Annotated in this window: 18 protein-coding genes and 1 pseudogene; 4 read left to right on the plus strand and 15 right to left on the minus strand. The window is 68.9% G+C overall.

Annotated elements, in window-relative coordinates; all coding sequences use genetic code 11:
• Positions 1 to 30 precede the first annotated feature (30 nt).
• Genes ACYVGY_RS05880 through ACYVGY_RS05890 form a run of 3 tightly spaced genes read right to left on the minus strand, consistent with a single transcriptional unit; the run spans position 31 to position 2,364 of the window.
• Positions 31 to 1,233: a class I SAM-dependent rRNA methyltransferase gene (locus ACYVGY_RS05880; RefSeq protein WP_460456536.1), complete on the minus strand. Its 1,203-nt coding sequence runs from the start codon at positions 1,231 to 1,233 to the stop codon at positions 31 to 33.
• 11 nt (positions 1,234 to 1,244) lie between these two features.
• Positions 1,245 to 1,967 (minus strand): TerC family protein, encoded by a 723-nt coding sequence (locus ACYVGY_RS05885; protein ID WP_460456537.1) that lies wholly within the window; start codon positions 1,965 to 1,967, stop codon positions 1,245 to 1,247.
• A gap of 13 nt (positions 1,968 to 1,980) precedes the next feature.
• Positions 1,981 to 2,364 (minus strand): diacylglycerol kinase, encoded by a 384-nt coding sequence (locus ACYVGY_RS05890; RefSeq protein WP_460456538.1) that lies wholly within the window; start codon positions 2,362 to 2,364, stop codon positions 1,981 to 1,983.
• A 131-nt stretch (positions 2,365 to 2,495) separates the two neighbouring features.
• Between ACYVGY_RS05890 and ACYVGY_RS05895 the strand changes: the two genes are divergently transcribed.
• Both ACYVGY_RS05895 and ACYVGY_RS05900 read left to right on the plus strand, forming a co-directional pair.
• Positions 2,496 to 3,167: a tellurite resistance TerB family protein gene (locus ACYVGY_RS05895; RefSeq protein ID WP_460456539.1), complete on the plus strand. Its 672-nt coding sequence runs from the start codon at positions 2,496 to 2,498 to the stop codon at positions 3,165 to 3,167.
• A gap of 89 nt (positions 3,168 to 3,256) precedes the next feature.
• On the plus strand, positions 3,257 to 4,285 hold the full coding sequence (locus ACYVGY_RS05900) for a TIGR00266 family protein (RefSeq protein ID WP_460456540.1): 1,029 nt from the start codon (positions 3,257 to 3,259) through the stop codon (positions 4,283 to 4,285).
• 18 nt (positions 4,286 to 4,303) lie between these two features.
• Here ACYVGY_RS05900 and ACYVGY_RS05905 read toward each other — a convergent pair whose 3' ends face one another.
• The 11 genes and pseudogenes from ACYVGY_RS05905 to nudE form a co-directional block, all read right to left on the minus strand.
• The gene (locus ACYVGY_RS05905) at positions 4,304 to 6,427 is read right to left on the minus strand and encodes a TonB-dependent receptor family protein (protein WP_460456541.1); all 2,124 of its coding nucleotides are present in this window, start codon (positions 6,425 to 6,427) and stop codon (positions 4,304 to 4,306) included.
• On the minus strand, positions 6,424 to 7,419 hold the full coding sequence (locus ACYVGY_RS05910; protein WP_460456542.1) for an isoaspartyl peptidase/L-asparaginase family protein: 996 nt from the start codon (positions 7,417 to 7,419) through the stop codon (positions 6,424 to 6,426). The genes ACYVGY_RS05905 and ACYVGY_RS05910 overlap by 4 nt, the downstream gene beginning before the upstream one ends.
• A gap of 76 nt (positions 7,420 to 7,495) precedes the next feature.
• On the minus strand, positions 7,496 to 8,788 hold the full coding sequence (locus ACYVGY_RS05915) for an ABC transporter permease (protein ID WP_460456543.1): 1,293 nt from the start codon (positions 8,786 to 8,788) through the stop codon (positions 7,496 to 7,498).
• The gene (locus ACYVGY_RS05920) at positions 8,785 to 9,498 is read right to left on the minus strand and encodes an ABC transporter ATP-binding protein (protein WP_460456544.1); all 714 of its coding nucleotides are present in this window, start codon (positions 9,496 to 9,498) and stop codon (positions 8,785 to 8,787) included. The genes ACYVGY_RS05915 and ACYVGY_RS05920 overlap by 4 nt, the downstream gene beginning before the upstream one ends.
• Positions 9,495 to 10,967: an efflux RND transporter periplasmic adaptor subunit gene (locus tag ACYVGY_RS05925; protein WP_460456545.1), complete on the minus strand. Its 1,473-nt coding sequence runs from the start codon at positions 10,965 to 10,967 to the stop codon at positions 9,495 to 9,497. Before ACYVGY_RS05925 ends, ACYVGY_RS05920 begins: the two co-directional genes overlap by 4 nt.
• Before the next feature lie 95 nt (positions 10,968 to 11,062).
• Complete coding sequence (locus tag ACYVGY_RS05930; protein WP_460456546.1) at positions 11,063 to 12,370, minus strand: sensor histidine kinase; 1,308 nt, start codon at positions 12,368 to 12,370, stop codon at positions 11,063 to 11,065.
• Between the two features lie 14 nt (positions 12,371 to 12,384).
• Positions 12,385 to 13,098, minus strand: coding sequence for a response regulator transcription factor (locus tag ACYVGY_RS05935; RefSeq protein WP_034213965.1), 714 nt, complete (start codon positions 13,096 to 13,098; stop codon positions 12,385 to 12,387).
• Positions 13,099 to 13,220: 122 nt separating this feature from the next.
• Entirely contained in the window at positions 13,221 to 13,526 is a 306-nt protein-coding gene (locus ACYVGY_RS05940) for an Mpo1-like protein (protein ID WP_460456547.1), read from the minus strand.
• A gap of 26 nt (positions 13,527 to 13,552) precedes the next feature.
• A pseudogene (gene mazG / locus ACYVGY_RS05945) lies at positions 13,553 to 14,359 on the minus strand (nucleoside triphosphate pyrophosphohydrolase); the annotation flags it as partial.
• Complete coding sequence (gene cysQ, locus ACYVGY_RS05950) at positions 14,352 to 15,152, minus strand: 3'(2'),5'-bisphosphate nucleotidase CysQ (protein ID WP_460456548.1); 801 nt, start codon at positions 15,150 to 15,152, stop codon at positions 14,352 to 14,354. The pseudogene mazG and the gene cysQ, both read right to left, overlap by 8 nt.
• A complete protein-coding gene (gene nudE, locus ACYVGY_RS05955) occupies positions 15,149 to 15,733 on the minus strand; it encodes an ADP compounds hydrolase NudE (protein WP_460456549.1) in 585 nt (194 codons plus the stop codon). Before nudE ends, cysQ begins: the two co-directional genes overlap by 4 nt.
• A gap of 76 nt (positions 15,734 to 15,809) precedes the next feature.
• Here nudE and bioA point away from each other — a divergent pair, with 76 nt between their 5' ends.
• Together bioA and ACYVGY_RS05965 are read left to right on the plus strand one after the other, a co-directional pair.
• Positions 15,810 to 17,192: an adenosylmethionine--8-amino-7-oxononanoate transaminase gene (bioA, locus tag ACYVGY_RS05960; RefSeq protein ID WP_460456550.1), complete on the plus strand. Its 1,383-nt coding sequence runs from the start codon at positions 15,810 to 15,812 to the stop codon at positions 17,190 to 17,192.
• Positions 17,189 to 17,914: a 16S rRNA (uracil(1498)-N(3))-methyltransferase gene (locus tag ACYVGY_RS05965; RefSeq protein ID WP_460456551.1), complete on the plus strand. Its 726-nt coding sequence runs from the start codon at positions 17,189 to 17,191 to the stop codon at positions 17,912 to 17,914. Before bioA ends, ACYVGY_RS05965 begins: the two co-directional genes overlap by 4 nt.
• Before the next feature lie 81 nt (positions 17,915 to 17,995).
• Here the strand turns inward: ACYVGY_RS05965 and ACYVGY_RS05970 are convergent, their stop codons facing one another.
• On the minus strand, positions 17,996 to 18,472 hold the full coding sequence (locus ACYVGY_RS05970) for a chemotaxis protein CheW (protein WP_460456552.1): 477 nt from the start codon (positions 18,470 to 18,472) through the stop codon (positions 17,996 to 17,998).
• Positions 18,473 to 18,483: the final 11 nt, after the last annotated feature.

Below are 18,483 nucleotides of genomic sequence, written 5' to 3' on the forward strand. Positions count from 1 at the left end.
GACGGTGGCGCCGTCCAGGCGCGGCACGGCTCATGCCGGCAGCACCCGGGCAATGACGCCCTTGAGATAGTCGGTCTCGGGAATGGCGGGATGCACCGGGTGATCGGCCGACTGGAACAGCGGTTCGAGCAGCTGCACCTGGCGGTCCAGATGGCGGGCGCCGGCCTGCAGGCCGTCGGTCAGCGCTTCGCGCGGCATATGGTGGCTGCACGAGCAGGTGACCAGGATGCCGTCGCGCTCGAGCACCTGCATGCCCAGTTCATTGAGCCGGCGATAGGCCAGCGAGCCTTCCTTGAAGTCTTTCTTGCGCTTTACGAAGGCCGGGGGATCGAGGATGACCACGTCCCACTTGCGACGTTCGGCGCGCGCAGCCTTCAGGAACTCGAAGGCGTCGGCCGCGTGCGCCTGCACCCGATCCTGCAGCCGGTTGTGGACGATATTGGCGCGGATGCCATCGACCGCGCGCGCCGACGCATCCACGCAGTCCACTGCGGTGGCGCCGAATGAAGCCGCGCGCAGGCCCCAGCCACCGAGATAGCTGAAGACGTCGAGCACGCGCTGGCCTTTGACGTAGGGCGCCATGCGGTCGCGGTTGCCGCGCTGGTCGTAGAACCAGCCAGTCTTCTGGCCTTCGCGCAGGTCGCACAGGAACTCGAGCCCGCCTTCGCGGGCGATCGCCGGTCCGTCGAGCTGGCCGTGGACCAGTTCAACCGAGTCGGTCAAGCCTTCGATGGTGCGCGCGCCGCTGTCGTTCTTCCAAAGCAGCGCGCCTGGCGCAAGCACCTTCAGGATGGCGGCGCTGATCTCCTCGCGCAGGCGATCCATGCCGGCGGTGGTGGCCTGGGCCACGACCACGTCGCCAAAACGTTCCACCGTCAGGCCCGGCAGGCCGTCGCTTTCACCGAACACCAGCCGATAGTGCGGTGAATCAAACAGGCGCTCGCGCAGCGACAGCGCCACCTTGAGCCGATGCACCACCAGCGAGGCGTCGAGCGCGTGCCCGGCGCGATCCACCAGGCGCGCCGCGATCAAGGTCGAGGGATTGACGTAGCCGGTGCCCAGCGGTTTGCCGCCGGCCTCGACGATCGACACCGGATCGCCGGGCTGGAAGCCCGTAAGCGGCGTCTTGGCGACATCGACCTCGTTGCTGAAAATCCAGAGGTGGCCGGCGCGAAGGCGGCGTTCTTCGCCGCGACGCAGCACCAGGGTCGGGTAATCGGGAGAGGTGGCCATGATCGGCGGCGCTAGGCGCGCGTTCCCTTCTTGCGCTTGGAAAGAATGTTCAAGGTCTCCACGCCAGCTGAGAACGCCATGGCGAAGTACAGGAACTTGCGGTCAATGTGGTAATCGAAACCATCCGCCACCAGCGCCACGCCGACCAGGATGATGAAGGTCAGCGCCAGCATTTTCACGGTCGGGTGCCGGTCGATGAAGTCGCCGATCGGATTGGCTGCGAACAGCATCACCGCCACCGCCATCAGGATCGCCGCCACCATCACCCAGCGGTTGTCGACCATGCCGACCGCGGTGATCACCGAATCAAGCGAGAACACGATGTCGATGACCGCGATCTGGGCGATGACGTAGCCGAATACCGCCGAAGGCTTGGTGGAGATGTCCTCTTCCTCACCGCGACCCTCGACCGAATCATGGATTTCCATCGTGCCCTTGACCAGCAGGAACAGGCCACCGGCGATCAACACCAGGTCGCGCACCGAGAAATCCTGATCGAAGAGACTGAACAGGTTGTGCTGCATGCTGGCCAGGAAGGCCAGCGACAGCAGCAGCAGGATGCGGGTGACGCAGGCCAGCATCAGCCCGAACCGGCGCGCCTTGGGCCGCTGCTCGGGCGGCAGCTTGCTGACCGCGATCGAGATGAACACGAGGTTGTCGATGCCCAGCACGATCTCGAGCGTCGCCAGGGTCAGCAGTGCGACCCATAATTCAGTGCTGAACAACCAATCCATCGTGCATTCGCCTCTACAGGTAGCGGGGGCCGAGGATCAGTCCCCAGCAAATCAGTACGTTCATATCGGCCAGGAACACCGCGGCCGAACCCATGTCTTTGGCACGGCCGGCCAACTCATGCTGTTCGGCGCCCCAACGGTCCACGACCGCTTCGACCGCCGAATTAAGCACCTCGACCACCAGCACGCCCATCAGCGACGCCACCAGGATCGCGCGCTCGACGCCGTCGGCGCCCAGCCACAGCGCCAGCGGCGCCAGCAGCACGAACAGGTAGATCTCGAGCCGGAACGAGGATTCCAACTGCCAGCAGGCACGCAGCCCCTGCATGGACCAGACGAAAGCGCGCCAGATCCGGAACGGGCTGCGCGGCGCGTGGCTGCCGGAACTGTCGGCCATCCTGGTCTCGGAAACGGGGCAAGAGCCCCATTTTGTCACATCCACCCCCTTCGCCCGCCCTTGGACTTGTGGACGAGGGTTTACCACCCCACCATCTGGGGTAGTCCGCTCGTCACTTACCGGAGAACACGATGTTCAACCCTGAGCAACTGCTGGGCCAACTGATGGGCGACGCGATGTCGGGCCAGTTGGGCGGCCGCAAGCGTAAGCGGCAAAAGTCGGGGCTCGGCGGTCTGCTGGGCGGCGGCAGCGGGATTTCGACCGCGACCAAGGCCAAGGTGGGCCTGGGGCTGCTGGGGGTGGCATTCGCGGCCTACCAGCACTATTCGCAGGCCAATGGCGGCAACGCGGTGCCGCAGCCGATGGCCGGCGCGGTGCCCCCGCCCGCTCCGGGCGGCCACGCCATGCCGCCCCCGCCCCCGCCCGCCGCCGCGCCTTCGCCGGCCCGGGTCGAGGAGGCCATGCATTTGCTGCGCGCCATGATCACCGCCGCCCACGCCGACGGTCTGATCGACGCGACCGAGCGCGAGGCCATCCTGGGTCGCGCCCGCCAGTCCGGCATGGACGCCGAAAGCCTGCAGGCGCTCGATGCCGAAATCCGCGCCCCGCTGACGCTGGAGCAGCTCACCGTACGCACCCCCGCCAGCCAGCGTGCCGAGGTCTATGCCGCGGCACTGATCGCGATCACCGCAGACACCGAAGAGGAGCGTGCCTTCCTCGATCGCCTGGCGAGTCAGCTTTCGCTTGATGCCGCGACGCGGACAGACATCCACGCACAGCTCGGCATTCCCGCTTCGTCCTGACATTCTTCGGGCCTGAAGGCCCTCCTACAGGAGACCTCTGTAGGAGGGCCTTCAGGCCCGAATGCTCTTCCCCCAAAAGGAGACCCGACATGCACCAGTGGTACCTCAGCTACAACGGCCAGCAGATCGGCCCGCTCGACCACGCTGCCGCCATCGCCCAGGCCACCCGTGATTCCGCGGGCCACTGCTGGCGCCAGGGTTTCCCCGAGTGGATTCCGATCTCGGCCTGCACCGAGCTGCGCACCGAGTCCGCCCCGGGCGCGATGATGGCGCCCGTGCCGCCGCCCGTGGCCGTCGCCAACGCGGCGGGCCAGCGCAGCGACGTGATCGACTACCGCATCTACGGCGAGGACATGCAGTTCGTCGAAATCGAACTCGACCCCGGCGAAAGCGCCGTCGCCGAGGCCGGTTCGATGATGTACAAGGACTCGGTCGTCAGCATGGACACGGTATTCGGCGACGGTTCGGCCAGCACGGCGGGCACCGGCTTCATGGACAAGCTGGTCGGCGCCGGCAAGCGCCTGGTCACCGGTGAGAGCCTGTTCACCACCGTGTTCTCGCACACCGGCGCCAGCGGCAAGGCCAAGGTCGCGTTCGCCGCGCCCTATCCGGGCACCATCGTGCCGATGACGCTGTCGAACTATGGCGGCACCATCATTGCCCAGAAGGACAGCTTCCTCTGCGCCGCCCGCGGCGTGGCGATCGGCCTGCACTTCCAGAAAAAGATCATGACCGCGCTGTTCGGCGGCGAAGGCTTCATCATGCAGAAGCTGAGCGGCGACGGGCTGGTCTTCATCCACGCCGGCGGCACCATCGTCGAGCGCGAACTGCGTCCGGGTGAGCGCCTGGATGTGGACACCGGCTGCGTGGTGGCGATGACCAGCACGGTCAACTTCGACATCCAGCCGGTGGGCGGCGTGAAGTCCATGCTGTTCGGCGGCGAAGGCATGTTCCTGGCCACGCTGACCGGACCGGGCAAGGTCTGGCTGCAGTCGCTGCCGTTCTCACGCCTGGCCGGACGCATGTTCAGTGCCGCCTACCAGAAGGGCGGCAGCAAGGGCGAAGGCTCGGTGCTGGGCGGCCTCGGCGGCATCCTCTCCGGCGACCGCGGCTTCTGACCGCGGTGTGCGCCGCGCTCAGTCCAGGACCTTGAGCAGGTCCAGACCCAGCCAAAGGGTGCGCGGCGCACCCGGTTCGTAGAAGCGGCCGTTGCCGTCGTTGCTGATCACCGAGCCGACGTGGCGGTGGTTGAAGGCGTTGTCCACCCGCAGGAAGGCCTCGACCCGCGGCGTCGCCGACCAGGTCAGGCCCAGGTCCAGCAGCACGTATCCCGGGGCGCGTTCGCTGCCGACGTCGTTGACGCTGACGGCGGACAGCCCGCGCACCTCGGCGAAGCCGCGCCAGTCCCCGCGCCAGCCGTCCCAGCGCAGCTGGCCCTGCGATTGCGGCACACCGGCGAGGCGGCTGCCACTCGCCACCCGCTGGGTCGGCGCGAAACACGGCGCGCCGGTGCAGGCCAGGTAGTCCTCGCGCATGCGGGCATCGAGCTGGGTCCATGCCAGCTGCAGCGACATCGACTCGCCCAGGGCCGCCGTCAGCGCCAGCTCCAGCCCGTCGCGCCGCGTCCGTGCCGCGTTGGAGAAACTTGCGCGACCGCCGGCATTGGTCGCCACCACCAGCTCATCGCGGGTCTCGGTGCGAAACAGCGCGAGGTCGGCGCTGAACCCCCGGCGCGGCCGCCACTTCATGCCCAGCTCAAGGCTGCGGCTGCGCGCCGGACGCAGGTCGAGATTGAGCCCGGAGCTGCCGTCGGGCCGATACGCGAGCTCCACCAAGGTCGGCGTTTCAAAGCCGCTGCCGAGGCTGGCGTGCAGGTTCAGCGTTGGCCGCAGCCGCCACTGCAGCGCCAGTACCGGCGTCCAGCGCGCGAAGTCGACGGCGCCGCTGTCGTCGGGATTGGCGGTCGTGACGTAGCGATCGGCCGAGGCGAAGCGCAGCTGGCTGTGGCGAAGCCCCGCCTGCAGCGACCAGTCCTTCGCGAAACGCCAGTCCGCTTGCCCGAACTGGTCGAAGGAAGTGACCTCGTTGCGCTCGTCGCGTCGCAGCGCACCGCGCACACCCAAGCGAGCGCCCACGAAATTCTCGAAGCCCCGGCGCTGCTGTACCAGCCCTTCCCAGCCCAGGCCCGCGGTCCACTGCAGCGGGCGCCCGGCCAGTGCCGACTCGCCCGCCAGCCGCAGCTCGCCGCCGCGGTAGTCGCTGCCCAGATCAATCACGCCGCCCGACTGCAGCGGATTGCCCTGCACGAAAGCCGGGATGGCCAGGTACTGCTCGATATCGCGCTGTCCGGCGTAGGCCATGGCCTGCAGTTCGGCCCTGCCCAGGTGCCGCGACCAGGTGCCGCCCAGCTGCGCCTGGCGCACCGACTTGCGCGTGTTGAAGGCCAGCGCCTGCGGCGCCACCTGGCCAGGGTCGGCGCGGAGCTGGTCGCGATCCAGGCCGAGCGGGTCCTGTGCATCGGGCGCGTCGAAATAGTTGAACACCAGCGCGGCGCCGTCGCCGCCTTCCGCCGGCCAGTGCAGGCGCGTGTTGAACGACGTGCGCTCGGCCGCCGACTGCGGGCGATAGCCGTCCACCCGCAGCTTCGACAGCCCGGCCACCACGCCCGTGCCGCGCCAGCGCGTGCGCAGGCTCGCCGACAGCCGCTCGCCGCCGGCGTCCGATGCCGTGGCGCCGAAGCGCGCTTCGCCGGGCGATTGCCCCTCGCCGCTGAAGAGCTGGATCACGCCGCCCGAAGAATTGCCGTAGAGCGCCGAGAAAGGCCCGCGCAGCACTTCCACCCGCTCGGCGGTGGCCAGGTTGGCGTGCGAGAGCTGGGACTGGCCGTCGGGCTGGGTAGCCGGAATGCCGTCGATGATCACCCGCAGGCCACGGATGCCGAAGCTGGCGCGCGTGCCGAAGCCCCGGATCGACACCTGGGTGTCCTGGGCATAGTTCTGGCGATCGCGGGCCAGCAGGCCGGGGATGCCGCCCAGCCACTCGGAAAGATTCAGTCCCGGCGCGGCCTCGGGCGCGGTGCGCACCGACACCGCCGCCGGCGTGTCGAACACGCTGGCCTCGCGTCGGATCGCGGTGACGTTCACTGGCTCCAGCGTCGGTGCCGCGGTCTCGCGCGGCGCATCCGCGTCCTGGGCCGCCGCGAACGGCGCCGCCAGGACGAAGATGAAAGCGCCGTTGGCGGCGCGTCGGATCCGGCTCACTCTTCGCGGAAAACCGCGGTGCCGCGGCTGCCGTCGGGCTTGATCCAGCCGCGGTACATGCCGCTGGTGTTGAAGGGCATGGCGATGTTGCCGCGGCGATCGAGCGCGATCGCGCCACCGTCGCCGCCGAGGGCCACGATCTCCTCGTTGATCACGGCGTGCGCCGCGGTCGCGAGTGAGTCGCCGCGCAGCCCGACCCGCGCGCAGATGGCGTGCGCCGCCGCGGTGCGCAAATAGAACTCGCCCCAGCCAGTGCCGGAAACGCCGCAGTCGGCATCAGCCCAGGTGCCGGAGCCGATCACCGGCGCGTCGCCAATCCGGCCCCAGCGCTTGTTGGTCATGCCGCCGGTGGAGGTGGCGACGGCGATATGGCCCTGCGCGTCCAGCGCCACGGCGCCAACGGTGCCGAAATAGGCCCCCGGCGCCGGCAGCAGGGCCGCGCGCTCGCGCGACTGCGCCTGATCAAGCTGTTCGCGGCGGCGATCGGTATCGAACCAGTCCGGCGCGACGCGTTCGATGTCAGGCTGCGTGTCGGCGAACGCCTCGGCGCCGGCCCCGGCCAGCATCACGTGCGGCGACTGTTCCATCACGGCGCGTGCGAGCCGGATCGGACTGCGCACCGTGCTCACGCCGGCCACCGCGCCGGCCCGGCGGGTGTGACCTTCCATGATCGCCGCGTCGAGCTCGTGGCCACCCTGGGCGTTGAACACCGCGCCTTTGCCGGCATTGAACCAGGGCGACTCCTCCAGCACGACGATGGTCGCGGTGACGGCGTCAAGCGCACTGCCACCGTCCTTGAGCACGGCGTGGCCGGCGTCGAGCGCGCGATCCAAGGCCGCGCGAACGGCGCGCTCGTCTTCGCGGGAAAGTGCGCCGCGCTCGATCACGCCGGCGCCGCCGTGGATGACCAGGGCCGTGGGCGCCACGGCGGCGTGGGCGGGCGCGGCGGAAACCACCGCCGCGACGGCAAGGGCGAACAGGAGACGGATCATGGCGACGGAACCTCCGGGAACGACGAAAGCCGACAGTCTAGCCGGCTCCGGCGAAGATGCCGTGCAGGGCCCGACTTCAGCCCTGGTGGCGCAGCGCCTCGATCGGATCGAGCCGCGCTGCCTTCCGCGCCGGGTAGTAGCCGAAGAACAGGCCGGTCGCGACCGAGAAGCCCGTGGCCATCAGCACCACTTGGGCATCGAGCATCACCGGCAGCGCGCCGAACTTGCTGGCCAGCAGGGCGCCACCCACGCCCAGGGCGATGCCGATGAATCCGCCTCCCAGGGAAATGAGCATGGCCTCGGCCAGGAACTGCGCCTGGATTTCCTTCGGGCCCGCGCCCACCGCCATGCGCAGGCCGATCTCGCGGATCCGTTCGGTGACCGACACCAGCATGATGTTCATGATGCCGATGCCCCCGACCAGCAGCGAAATGCTGGCCACCGCGCCCAGCAGCAGCGACATCAGCCGCGTGGTCTGGGTGCGGGTGCTGACAATCTCGGCGATGTTGCGCACGGCGAAATCGTCGTCGGCGCCGGGCGCGATCCGATGCCGCTGGCGCAGCAGCTCGTTGATCTGTTCCTCGACGTAAGCCAGGTCCTCGGCGCGCCCGACCATCACCGATATCTGCTGCACGGTACTGGCCTGGCGCGGCACGCTGGCCGTGGTGCGGGCAGTGGGCGTGGCGGTGGCCGGGGTGCTGACCGCCGCGGCGGCGGTGGCCAGTCGGCGCCGGCCGGTTTCCAGCGGAACCATGATGATGTCGTCGGAGTCCTGGCCCCAGTTGCCCTGCCCTTTCGACACCAGCACGCCGACCACGCGCAGCGGCACACGGCCCAGGCGAATGGTCGCGCCAATCGGGTCGGTGTCGCCGAACAGCTCGCGCCGTACGGTTTCGCCCAGCACCACGACCTTGGCCGCGGAGCTGTAGTCGCGGGCGCTGAAGCCATCGCCCAGCGCGAACTGCCAGTCGTTGACCGGGAAGTAGTCGGCATTGATGCCCTGCCAGCTCGTGGACCAGTTGCTCTCTGCGAACACCACCTGGCCGCCGCCGCGAATTGAGGTGGCCACGTACTGGATCTCGGGAATTTCGCCCCGGATGGCCTCGGCATCGTCGTCGGTGAGGCTGGCCGCGGTGCCTGCGGCGCCGCGCACCGTTCCTTGGCGCGACGAGGAGGCAAACACCTCGAGCCGGTTCGAACCCAGACGCGAGATCATCTCGTCCAGCTCGCTCTGGGTGCCCTGGCCCACCGAGACCATGACGATGACCGCGGCGATGCCGATGATGACGCCCAGCGCGGTAAGGATGCTGCGCATGAAATTGCCGCGCAGAGAAAACACCGCCGATCGCAGTACGTCGGGGAAGGTCATGCGGCGTCCTCCTGGGGAATCCAGCCGTCCGGATACAGCTGACCGTCGTGCATCACCACGATGCGGTCGGCATGAGCGGCAATCGGCCGCTCGTGGGTAATGATGACGATGGTGCGGCCGCCCGCCTGCAGTCGCTCGAACAAGGCCATGATTTCTTCACTGGTGCGCGAATCGAGCGCGCCGGTCGGCTCGTCGGCCAGCAGCAGCGGCGGCTGGTTGATCAGGGCGCGGGCGATGGCGACGCGCTGTTGCTGGCCGCCGGAAAGCTCGCTGGGTCGGTGCCCGGCGCGATCGGCCAGGCCCACTTCAGCCAGCGCCGCCAGCGCGCGCGGCGCCCGCTCAGCGACCGGCATGCTGGAGTAAACCAGCGGCATCATCACGTTTTCCAAGGCGGTCTGGCGCGACAGCAGGTTGAAGCCCTGGAAAACGAAGCCGATCTTTTCCAGACGCAGCTTGGCGCGTTCAGTGGCGTCGAGGCTGGCGACGTCCACGCCATCGCAGAGGTAGCGGCCCGCGGTCGGCTGGTCGAGGCAGCCGATCATGTTCATCATCGTCGACTTGCCGGAGCCGGAGGCGCCCATGATGGCGAGAAACTCCCCGCGCGGCACCACCAGGTCCACGCCGCGCAGGGCCACCACTTCAGCCGGCGTGCCGGGCGAATAGACCTTTTGCAGGCCGGCCAGCTCGATCATCGGCGCAATCGCAGTCATGCCGCCGGACGCTCCTGGCCGGTGATCACCGCATCGCCCTCGGCCAGTTCGCCGGAAACCTCGGTGACGGTACCGTCGGAGACGCCCAGGCGTACCGGCACGACCCGCGGCTCGCCCTGATCCAGCACCCACACCACGCCGCGGCGGGCTGATGCCAGCGCAAGAAGTTCTTCATCCCAACGCGCGCGCTGCTCTTCCGAGAGAGTGGCGCGGAAGTCGCTGAAGTTTCGATTCATCGCCTCGGTGATGCGCTGGCGTATCGCCTCGGCCGAAGGTGCGGCCGCGGCACCCGTCGCGCCCGACGGCGCACCGCCGTTGCCGGTGCCTGCCGGGCGTCCGGACGTGCGAGCGGCGGCCCGCTCCTGCATCTGCGCCAGCGCGGCGTCGAATGCGGCGCGCTGGTTGGCGTCGAGCTTGAGCGCATCGGCGATGCGCGGCAGGTCCTGGCCGGCGCCGCCGCGGCTGGCCGCCGGCGTCGCCGCATCGACAGTCGGCGGGGTGTAGCGCAGCGCGGCGTTGGGCACCCGCAGCACCGCCTCGCGACGGCTCACCACGATCTCGGCGCTGGCGGTCATTCCCGGCAGCAGGCTCAGGTCAGCGTTGTCCACCTGCACCACCACCGGGTAGCTGATCACGTTGGAGTTGGAGGTTGCCGACAGCCGCACCTGCTTCACTTCACCCTGGAACTGGCGGTCGCGGAAAGCGTCCACGGTGAACGACACCGGCAGGCCTTCGCGGATCTGGCCGACATCGGCCTCGTCGATGCTCAGGTCAATCTGCATCTGGGCCAGGTCCTCGGCGATCTGGAACAGGACCGGGGTCTGGAAGCTGGCGGCCACGGTCTGTCCGGGCTCGACCGCGCGCAGCAGGATCACGCCGTCCACGGGCGAACGGATGGTGGTGTAGTCGACGTCGAGCCGCGCATTGTCCACCCCGGCCTGGCGCTGCTGCACCCCGGCCTGGGCCGAAACCACGCGGGCGCGGGCCTGGTCGCGTGCCGCCAGCGCCAGGTCGAGTTCGTTGCGCGCGATCAGCTGGCGCGAGGCCAGGTCCGACTTGCGGACATAGTCGGCTTCGGCGTTCTTGAGCGTCGCGTTGGCCTCGTTGACCGCGGCGCGGGCACTGGCCAGGTCGGCTTCGGTTTGCTTGACCCGGCTCTGGAACGGCGCCGCGTCGAGCCGGGCGATCGCCTGGTTTTTCTCAACGCGGTCGTTGAAGTCGACCAGGACTTCCTGCATCTGGCCCGACACCTGCGAACCCACGTCCACCGTGGTGGTTGCGCGCAGGGTGCCAGTGGCCGAAATCACCACCCGGACGTCGCCGCGGTCCACCGCACCGGTGCGGAAGCCGCCGCCCGCCTCGGGCGCGCGCGCGGACCAGGCCCACCAGGCCAGCGCGGCAAGTCCCAACACCGCAACAATGACTATCAGGCGGCGGATCGGGCGAGGGTTGGGCTTCGCAGACGACATGGTGGCTCCAGGCGGGAAAAGTTTGTTGACCAAGGGAAAGGTAACGCGCTTGTGCCGGGAGCGTTGACGCGGCAACGTCTCCGGCGCAGCGGAGCTCAGGCCAGGGGTGGCCGCAGCGGGAAACTGATGGTGGCGACGGTGCCCTTGCCGGCCTCGCTCTCCAGCCGTACCGGCCAGCCATAGCGCTGCGACAGCCGCTGCACGATGGACAGGCCGATGCCCTGGCCGTCCTTCTTGCGGTCGCCGCCACGATAGAAGGGCTCGAACACGCGAGCCAGCTCGTCAGAGGTCATGCCCACGCCGGTATCAGCCACGGCGATGCTGCCGCTTCGAAGGATCACGGTGACGCTGCCTTCGTCGGTGTAATGGCAGGCATTGCGGATCAGATTGCTCAGCAGCACCGACAGCACCCGCGCCGGGGCATGCAGGTTGAAGTCGTCTTCCTTCACCAGCCGCAGCTCGATCGGCTTGCCCGCGACCAGCACGCGAGCCTTCTCGACCTCTTCCTCGACCACGCTGCTGACGGCGAAATCGTCGTCGGGCAGGCCGGTGTCGCCTTCGCGGGCCAGGATCAGGAACGCTTCGATCAGCGCCTCCATGTCGCGGCCGGCGCCGCGGATGCGCGTCAGCGCACGCCGTGACATCGGGCTCAGGCTGTCGTCGCCATCCATCATGTCGCCGGCGACGCGGATCACCGTCAGCGGCGTGCGCAGCTCGTGCGAGGCATCGCGGGTGAAGTCGCGCTCGCGCTCGACGAAGCTTTCAATGCGGCTGGCGAAGTCATGCAGCGACGAGGCCAGCACCAGGGTTTCGCCTTCCACGTCCACCGGCAGGTTTTCGGGCCGCAGGGCGCTGGCTTCGGGATGCTTGGGGTCCCAGCGCTGCACCTGACTGGCCAGCCAGATCACCGGCGACACCGCGCGTTTGGACGTGCGGTAGGTGGTCCAGGCGATCACGTAGATCACCACCAGCACGATCGCCAATGGCGCCATGCCGAACCAGAATGCCAGGTTGTCCACCTGTTCCTGCTTGAACAGCAGATAGAGCATGTGGCCGTTGTCGTCGCGCTCTACCAGCACCAGGGAGCCGCCTTCGGCCCGCGACAGCGCGTGGAAGCCGACTTCCAGCGGCTTTACGTTCTCTGGCAGGGCGGCCTGGCTGCCGCCGGCGGGCACCAGGAAGCCGGTCATGTTGTAGGTGTCGGGCACCTGCGCCGCAGGGTCGGCGGCCAGACGCTGCCAATAGTGCCCGGCCTCTTCCTGCAGCGCCTGCTGGATCAGAACGTGCTTGAGCACCGCGGAAGCGCCATAAACACCCAGCACGGCGGCGAAACTGATCGCCGCCGCCTGCAGGATGAAGGCAACCCAAATCTTCCGGCGGAGCCCGGAGCGCGCGCTGGCCATGCCCTGTTCGCCGCTCAGGCGGCCGGCGGCGCGTCGAGGTCGGCGATGCGATAGCCCGCGGTCTGCACGGTGTGCAGCAGCGGACGATCGAAGGGCCGGTCAATGGCCTTGCGCAGGTTGTACAGGTGGCTGCGCAGGGTGTCGGAATCCGGCAGCCCGTCGCCCCATATCTCGCGCTCGATGTCGCGGCGCGTGACCACGCGCGGCGACTCGCGCATCAGGATGGTGAGCAGGCGCAGGCCGATCGGCGACAGCGCAATCTCCTGACCGGCGCGGGTAACGCGCAGGCTGGCGGTGTCGAGCACTAGGTCGGCCACCTTGAGCACCTCGGCGCTGACCTGGCGACGATCGCGGCGGATCAGGGCGCGCACGCGGGCCTCGAGCTCCTGGATGGCGAAGGGCTTGACCAGGTAATCGTCGGCGCCGGCCTCGAGGCCGTTGACCTTGTCGTTGAGGGTGTCGCGCGCGGTCAGCATCAGCACCGGGGTCGACTTCTTGGCTTCGTTGCGCAGGCGGCGGCAGACTTCCAGACCGTCCAGGCGCGGCAGCATCAGGTCGAGCACGATCACGTCGTAGCTGTTGTCCGCGGCAAGGCGGTAGCCGTCCATGCCGTCGCCGGCGTAGTCCACGCCGAAGCCCTTGGACTCCAGGTACTCGCCAACCATTTCGGAAAGGTTTCGGTTGTCTTCGACCACAAGGATCAGGCCGGCCGGGTCATCACGTCGCATGGGTTTTCTCCGTGAGGTGAAGAGGATGTCTTCAGCTTTGTGAAGATTACACGCCCGGAGCAGTGAGTCGGGCGTGAAGCCGCCGGCAAGACCGCGTCAACGCGGGCCGCGGGCGCCCCGACTCAGAAAGCGATCTTGCCGGTGAGCATGTCTTTGAACATGACCCAGTCGCCGGCGAAGGAATAGAACGGGTGCTTGAAGGTCGCCGGCCGGTTGTGTTCGAAGAAGAAATGGCCCACCCAGGCAAACGCGTAGCCGCTGACCAAGGCGCCCAACAGCCACCAGGCATTGAGCGTGACGAGGGCGGCCGCCAGGAAGCCCAGCGCCACGCAGCTGCCGGAAAAATGCAGGCGCCGGCAAATCCTGTTGGCGTGCTCACCCAGGTAGTACGGATAGAACTCGCGGAAGCTGGAAAAACCCTGACTCATGACGTGCTGTCTCCGTGTAGGAGGGATGCCCTCTCTTCGGCCTTGGCCTGGTTCCAGTACGCGTCCTGGGCCGCCAGGTCGAGCTGGGACAGGTCGGTGCCCGCCTCGGCGGCCAGCCCCTCCATGCGCCGGAACCGGCGTTCAAACTTGGCGTTGGCGCGACGCAGGGCGGCGCCGAAATCCACCTTGGCATGCCGCGTGAGATTGGCGACCACGAACAACACGTCACCCAGCTCGTCCTCCAGCCGGTCGCGAGCCGCCTCATCACCGGCGGCAACGGCGTCGAACTCGACCCGCACCTCCTCGATTTCCTCGTGCAGCTTGGCGATCACCGGCGTCGGGCCGGGCCAGTCGAAGCCTACCGTCGCCCCGCGCTTCTGCAGCTTCACCGCGCGCTGCCATTCCGGCAGGCCGCGGGTGATGCCCGCGAGTACGCTGGTGTCCTGCTCGCCACGGGCTTCGCGCTCCTGGCGCTTGAGCTGTTCCCAGTTGGCCAGCTGCGACTCGGCATCGGCCTGGGCCGCGACGTCGCCGAACACGTGGGGATGGCGGCGCACCAGCTTGTCGTTGATGGCGGCGACCACGTCGTCAAACACGAAGTGGCCGGCCTCCTCGGCCATGCGCGAGTGGAAAACCACCTGCAGCAGCAGGTCACCCAGCTCGTCGCGCAGCTCGGTCATGTCGCCGCGCTGGATCGCATCGGCGACCTCGTAGGCTTCCTCGATGGTGTAGGGCGCGACGCTGGCGAAGTCCTGCTTGAGGTCCCAGGGGCAGCCGCCGTCGGGGTCGCGCAGGCGGGCCATGATGGCGATCAATTCGCGGATATCAGCCATGCGCCGGCTCCGCCAGCCAGTCGCGCCAGGGCAGCGAGGCGTCGCCCAGCGCGATGAAGTCGGGATTGAGCAGCGAGGCCTTGCGGTTGTAGTCCAGCGGCTGGCCATCGAGCCGAAGTACGGCGCCACCGGCGGCTTCCAACACGCACTGGGCGGCCGCCGTGTCCCATTCGCTGGTCGGACCGAAGCGCGGATAGACGTCGGCCTGGCCTTCGGCGATGCGGCAGAACTTGAGCGAAGACCCCAGGCCGATGCGCTCGGTCTGGCCCATGCGCTCGAGCGCCGCGGCGGTGCGCGGGTCCAGGTGCGACCGGCTGGCGGCCACGCGCAGCGGGGCGGTGGCGGGGCGGCGGCTGGAGACGGCGACGTCGCCGGTGGCGGTGCGACACCAGGCGCCCTCGCCCGCCGCCGCGTGCAGCAGCAGGCCCGACACGGGCGCGTAGACGACGCCCAGCACCGGCCGGTTCGCTTCGATCAGCGCGATGTTGACGGTGAACTCGCCGTTTCGCTTCACGAACTCGCGGGTGCCGTCGAGCGGATCCACCAGCCAGTGCCGGGGCCAGGTCTGCCGCAGCGACCAGGGCACGTCGGCATCTTCCTCGCTCAACACCGGGATGTCGGGTGTCAACGCGCGCAGACCCGCGACGATGATCCGGTGCGCCGCCAGGTCGGCCTGCGTCAGCGGCGAGGCGTCGTCCTTGTGTTGCACCTCGAAATCCTGGGCGTAGACGGCCAGGATCGCCGCGCCTGCCTCATAGGCCAAGGCGATGCAGGCTTCCTGCCGCGGACTCACGCACGGCCCCGCAGCACTTCACGCACGATGAAGAGCGCCGCCAGGGAGCGGCCTTCCGAACAGTCCTCGCGCAGCATCAGTTCGTCCAGGCGATCGAGCCGCCAGGGGATGACCTCGAGCTCCTCGGGCTCGTCCCCGGGCAGGCGCTCGGGATAGAGATCCTCGGCCAGCACCAGGTGGATCTCGTGGTTCATGTACGTGGGCGCCAGGGTGATCGCGCGCAGGACCGTGAGCTTGCGGGCACCGAAGCCAACCTCTTCCTTGAGCTCACGGTTGGCGGCCTCCAGCACGGTTTCACCCGCGTCCATGCGGCCCTTGGGCAGGCCCAGTTCGTAACGATGAACGCCGGCCGCGTATTCGCGGATCAGCAGCACCGTGTCGCGATCAGGCACCGCGGCAATGATGACCGAGCCGTGGCCGCTGCTCAGGGCGCGGTGATAGCGCCGGCGCTCGCCGTTGCTGAACTCCAGGTCCAGGTTCTCGCGACGGGCACCCTCGGCGCCCAGCGCCTCGCGGGCATGGATGATGGGCAGGGGGCGCGCGCTGTCGGGCGGCGGCGATCGGTCAGTGGGCTCGGACATGCCCTGATTCTAGCCGCTGGCCGGCAGCGATGCCGCCTGCATGGACAGACCGGGCCGGGGGCCGGATCATTCGCGCATGAGCATCGAATCCCACGCCACCCCGCCGCAGGCGGAAGCCGACGCCTGGCGCGACCGCGACCTGGCCGTGGTCTGGCACCCCTGCACCCAGATGAAGGAGCACCCGGGCACCCTGCCCCTGGTGCCGATCCGCCGCGGCCGCGGGGCCTGGCTGGAGGGCGTGGACGGGGTGCGCTATCTCGACGCCGTCAGCAGCTGGTGGACCAACCTGTTCGGCCACGCCGAGCCGCGCATCGCCGAGGCCATCGCAGTCCAGGCCCGCGAGCTCGAACACGTGATCTACGCCGGCTTCTCCCACGCGCCGGGCCTGGCCCTGGCGGAAGCGCTGCTGGCCAAGGCGCCGCCGGGCCTGTCGCGGGTGTTCTACGGCGACAACGGATCGGCGGCGGTCGAAATCGCGCTCAAGATGAGCTTCCACAGCCACGCCAACCGCGGTGACACCGGCCGCACCCGCTTCATCGCGCTGGGCAACGGCTACCACGGCGAGACCCTGGGCGCGCTGTCGATGGCCGACATCCCCCTGTATCGCCGGGTCTACGCACCGCTGCTGCTCGAGCCGCTGTTCGCACCCTCGCCCGACGCCTACGCGGCCGAGCCCGGTGAAAGCGCGGAGGCCTGCGCCCTGCGCCGCGCCGACGAACTGGCCGCGATCTTCGAGCGCCACCCGGGCCAGGTCAGCGCCCTGATCCTGGAGCCGCTGGTGCAGTGCGCCGGCGGCATGCGCATGCACCACCCGGCCTACCTCCGGCGCGCGCGCGAACTGTGCGATGCGCACGGTGCGCACCTGATCGCCGACGAGATCGCGGTCGGGTTCGGCCGCACCGGCACGCTGTTCGCCTGCGAACAGGGCGGCATTTCGCCCGACTTCATGTGCCTGTCAAAGGGCCTCACCGGCGGCTTCCTGCCGATGTCGGCGGTGCTCACGACCGCCGCCGTCTACGACGCCTTCCTCGACGATTCGCGCGAGCGCGCCTTCCTGCATTCGCACAGCTATACCGGCAACCCGTTGGGCTGCGCGGCGGCGCTGGCGTCGCTGGCCATCTTCGACAGCGACGACGTGCTGGCGCGCAACCGCGTCACGGCCGCGCGCATGGCCGCGCTGGCGGCACCGCTGGCGGATCATCCGAACGTGGCCGAAGTCCGGCAGACCGGCATGATCCTGGCGATCGAACTGACGGCCGACGGTCGCGGCAAAACGCCCTTCGCCGCCGCCGATCGTCGCGGCCTGCGCGCCTACCGACATGCGCTTGAACGCGGCGTGGTGCTGCGGCCGCTGGGCGACATCCTCTACTGGATGCCGCCCTACTGCGTCGGCGAAGAGGAGCTGCAGCACCTGGCGACGGTCACCCGCTCCGCCATCGAAGCGGCGACCGGCGCGTGAGGAGTATTCGCTGCCACGTTGACGCGGTGCTGGCCGTCGGCGACACCGTCGCGCTGTCCGAAACGGCGACCGGCCACCTGGTCCGCGTGCTGCGGCTGGGCGTCGGCGACGCCGTGGTTTTGTTCAACGGCGACGGCCATGACTACGACGCCCAACTGGTGGCGGTGGGCAAGCGCGGCGCCGAGGCCAAGCTCAGCGGCCGACGCGCGCTGGCCAACGAATCGCCACTGGCGATCACCCTGGCCCAGGGCATCGCGCGGGGCGAGAAGATGGACCTGGTACTGCAGAAAGCGACCGAGCTTGGCGTCGCCGCCTTCGTCCCGATCAATACCGAACGCACCGAAGTCAGGCTCGACGCCGAACGCGCCGCCAAGCGTTTGGCTCACTGGCAAGGCGTACTGGTCGCGGCCTGCGAGCAGAGCGGTCGCGCCCGAGTGCCGGCCCTGTCGGCACCGGTGGCGCTGGCGCACTGGGCCGGCGGCGAACATGCCGGATTGAAGCTGATGCTGGACCCGGAGGGCGAACTAAGCCTGTCGGCATTGCCGGTCACCGAGGCGATCACGCTCGTGGTGGGTCCGGAAGGCGGTTTGTCGGAGCGTGACCTGGCGACGCTGCGTGCGGCCGGTTTCCGTGGACTGCGGCTGGGACCGCGCATCCTGCGCACCGAAACCGCGGGGCTGGCGGCCATCGCCGCCCTGCAGTCCCGCCAAGGCGACCTGTAGGAACAATGTAGGAGGGCCTTCAGGCCCGAAGCCTCTCGCCGAAAGGCTTCGGGCCTGAAGGCCCTCCTACCTATCCTGGGATCAGGCCGCGACCTGGGCCTGGTCGAGCGCCTTCTGGATCAGCAGCTCGATGCTCAGCAGGTCCGGCACCACGGCCGGGTCATCGTTGAGCGTCACGCGCGAATGCACGCCCAGCGGCATTTCCTTCATGTCCTGCGATTCCGACAGCGCATCGCGCGACACCGTTACCAGGCGCGGGAAGCCCTGCGACAAGACCGCAAAGAAGGGCAGCTTCGGATTGTTTCCCAGCGCCTTGAGCACCGCGACCTTGGCGCCCATCTGGCCGTCTTCGCCGGACCAGCCGGCCAGACGCGAGAACGACAGCAGCGGCAGCCGCCAGCCGCGCCAGCGAACGCGGCCCAGCAGCCACTCGGGCGCATCGCCCACCGGTTCCGGGTCCGAATAGGTGATTACTTCGGCCACGCTGGCGTTGGGCAGCAACAGGCGCCCGTGGGTTACGTTGATCAACACGCCGCGGATATCGCGCTGGGCAGTCATGGGTCTACTCC

The sequence above is a fragment of the Arenimonas alkanexedens genome, from assembly GCF_054781355.1.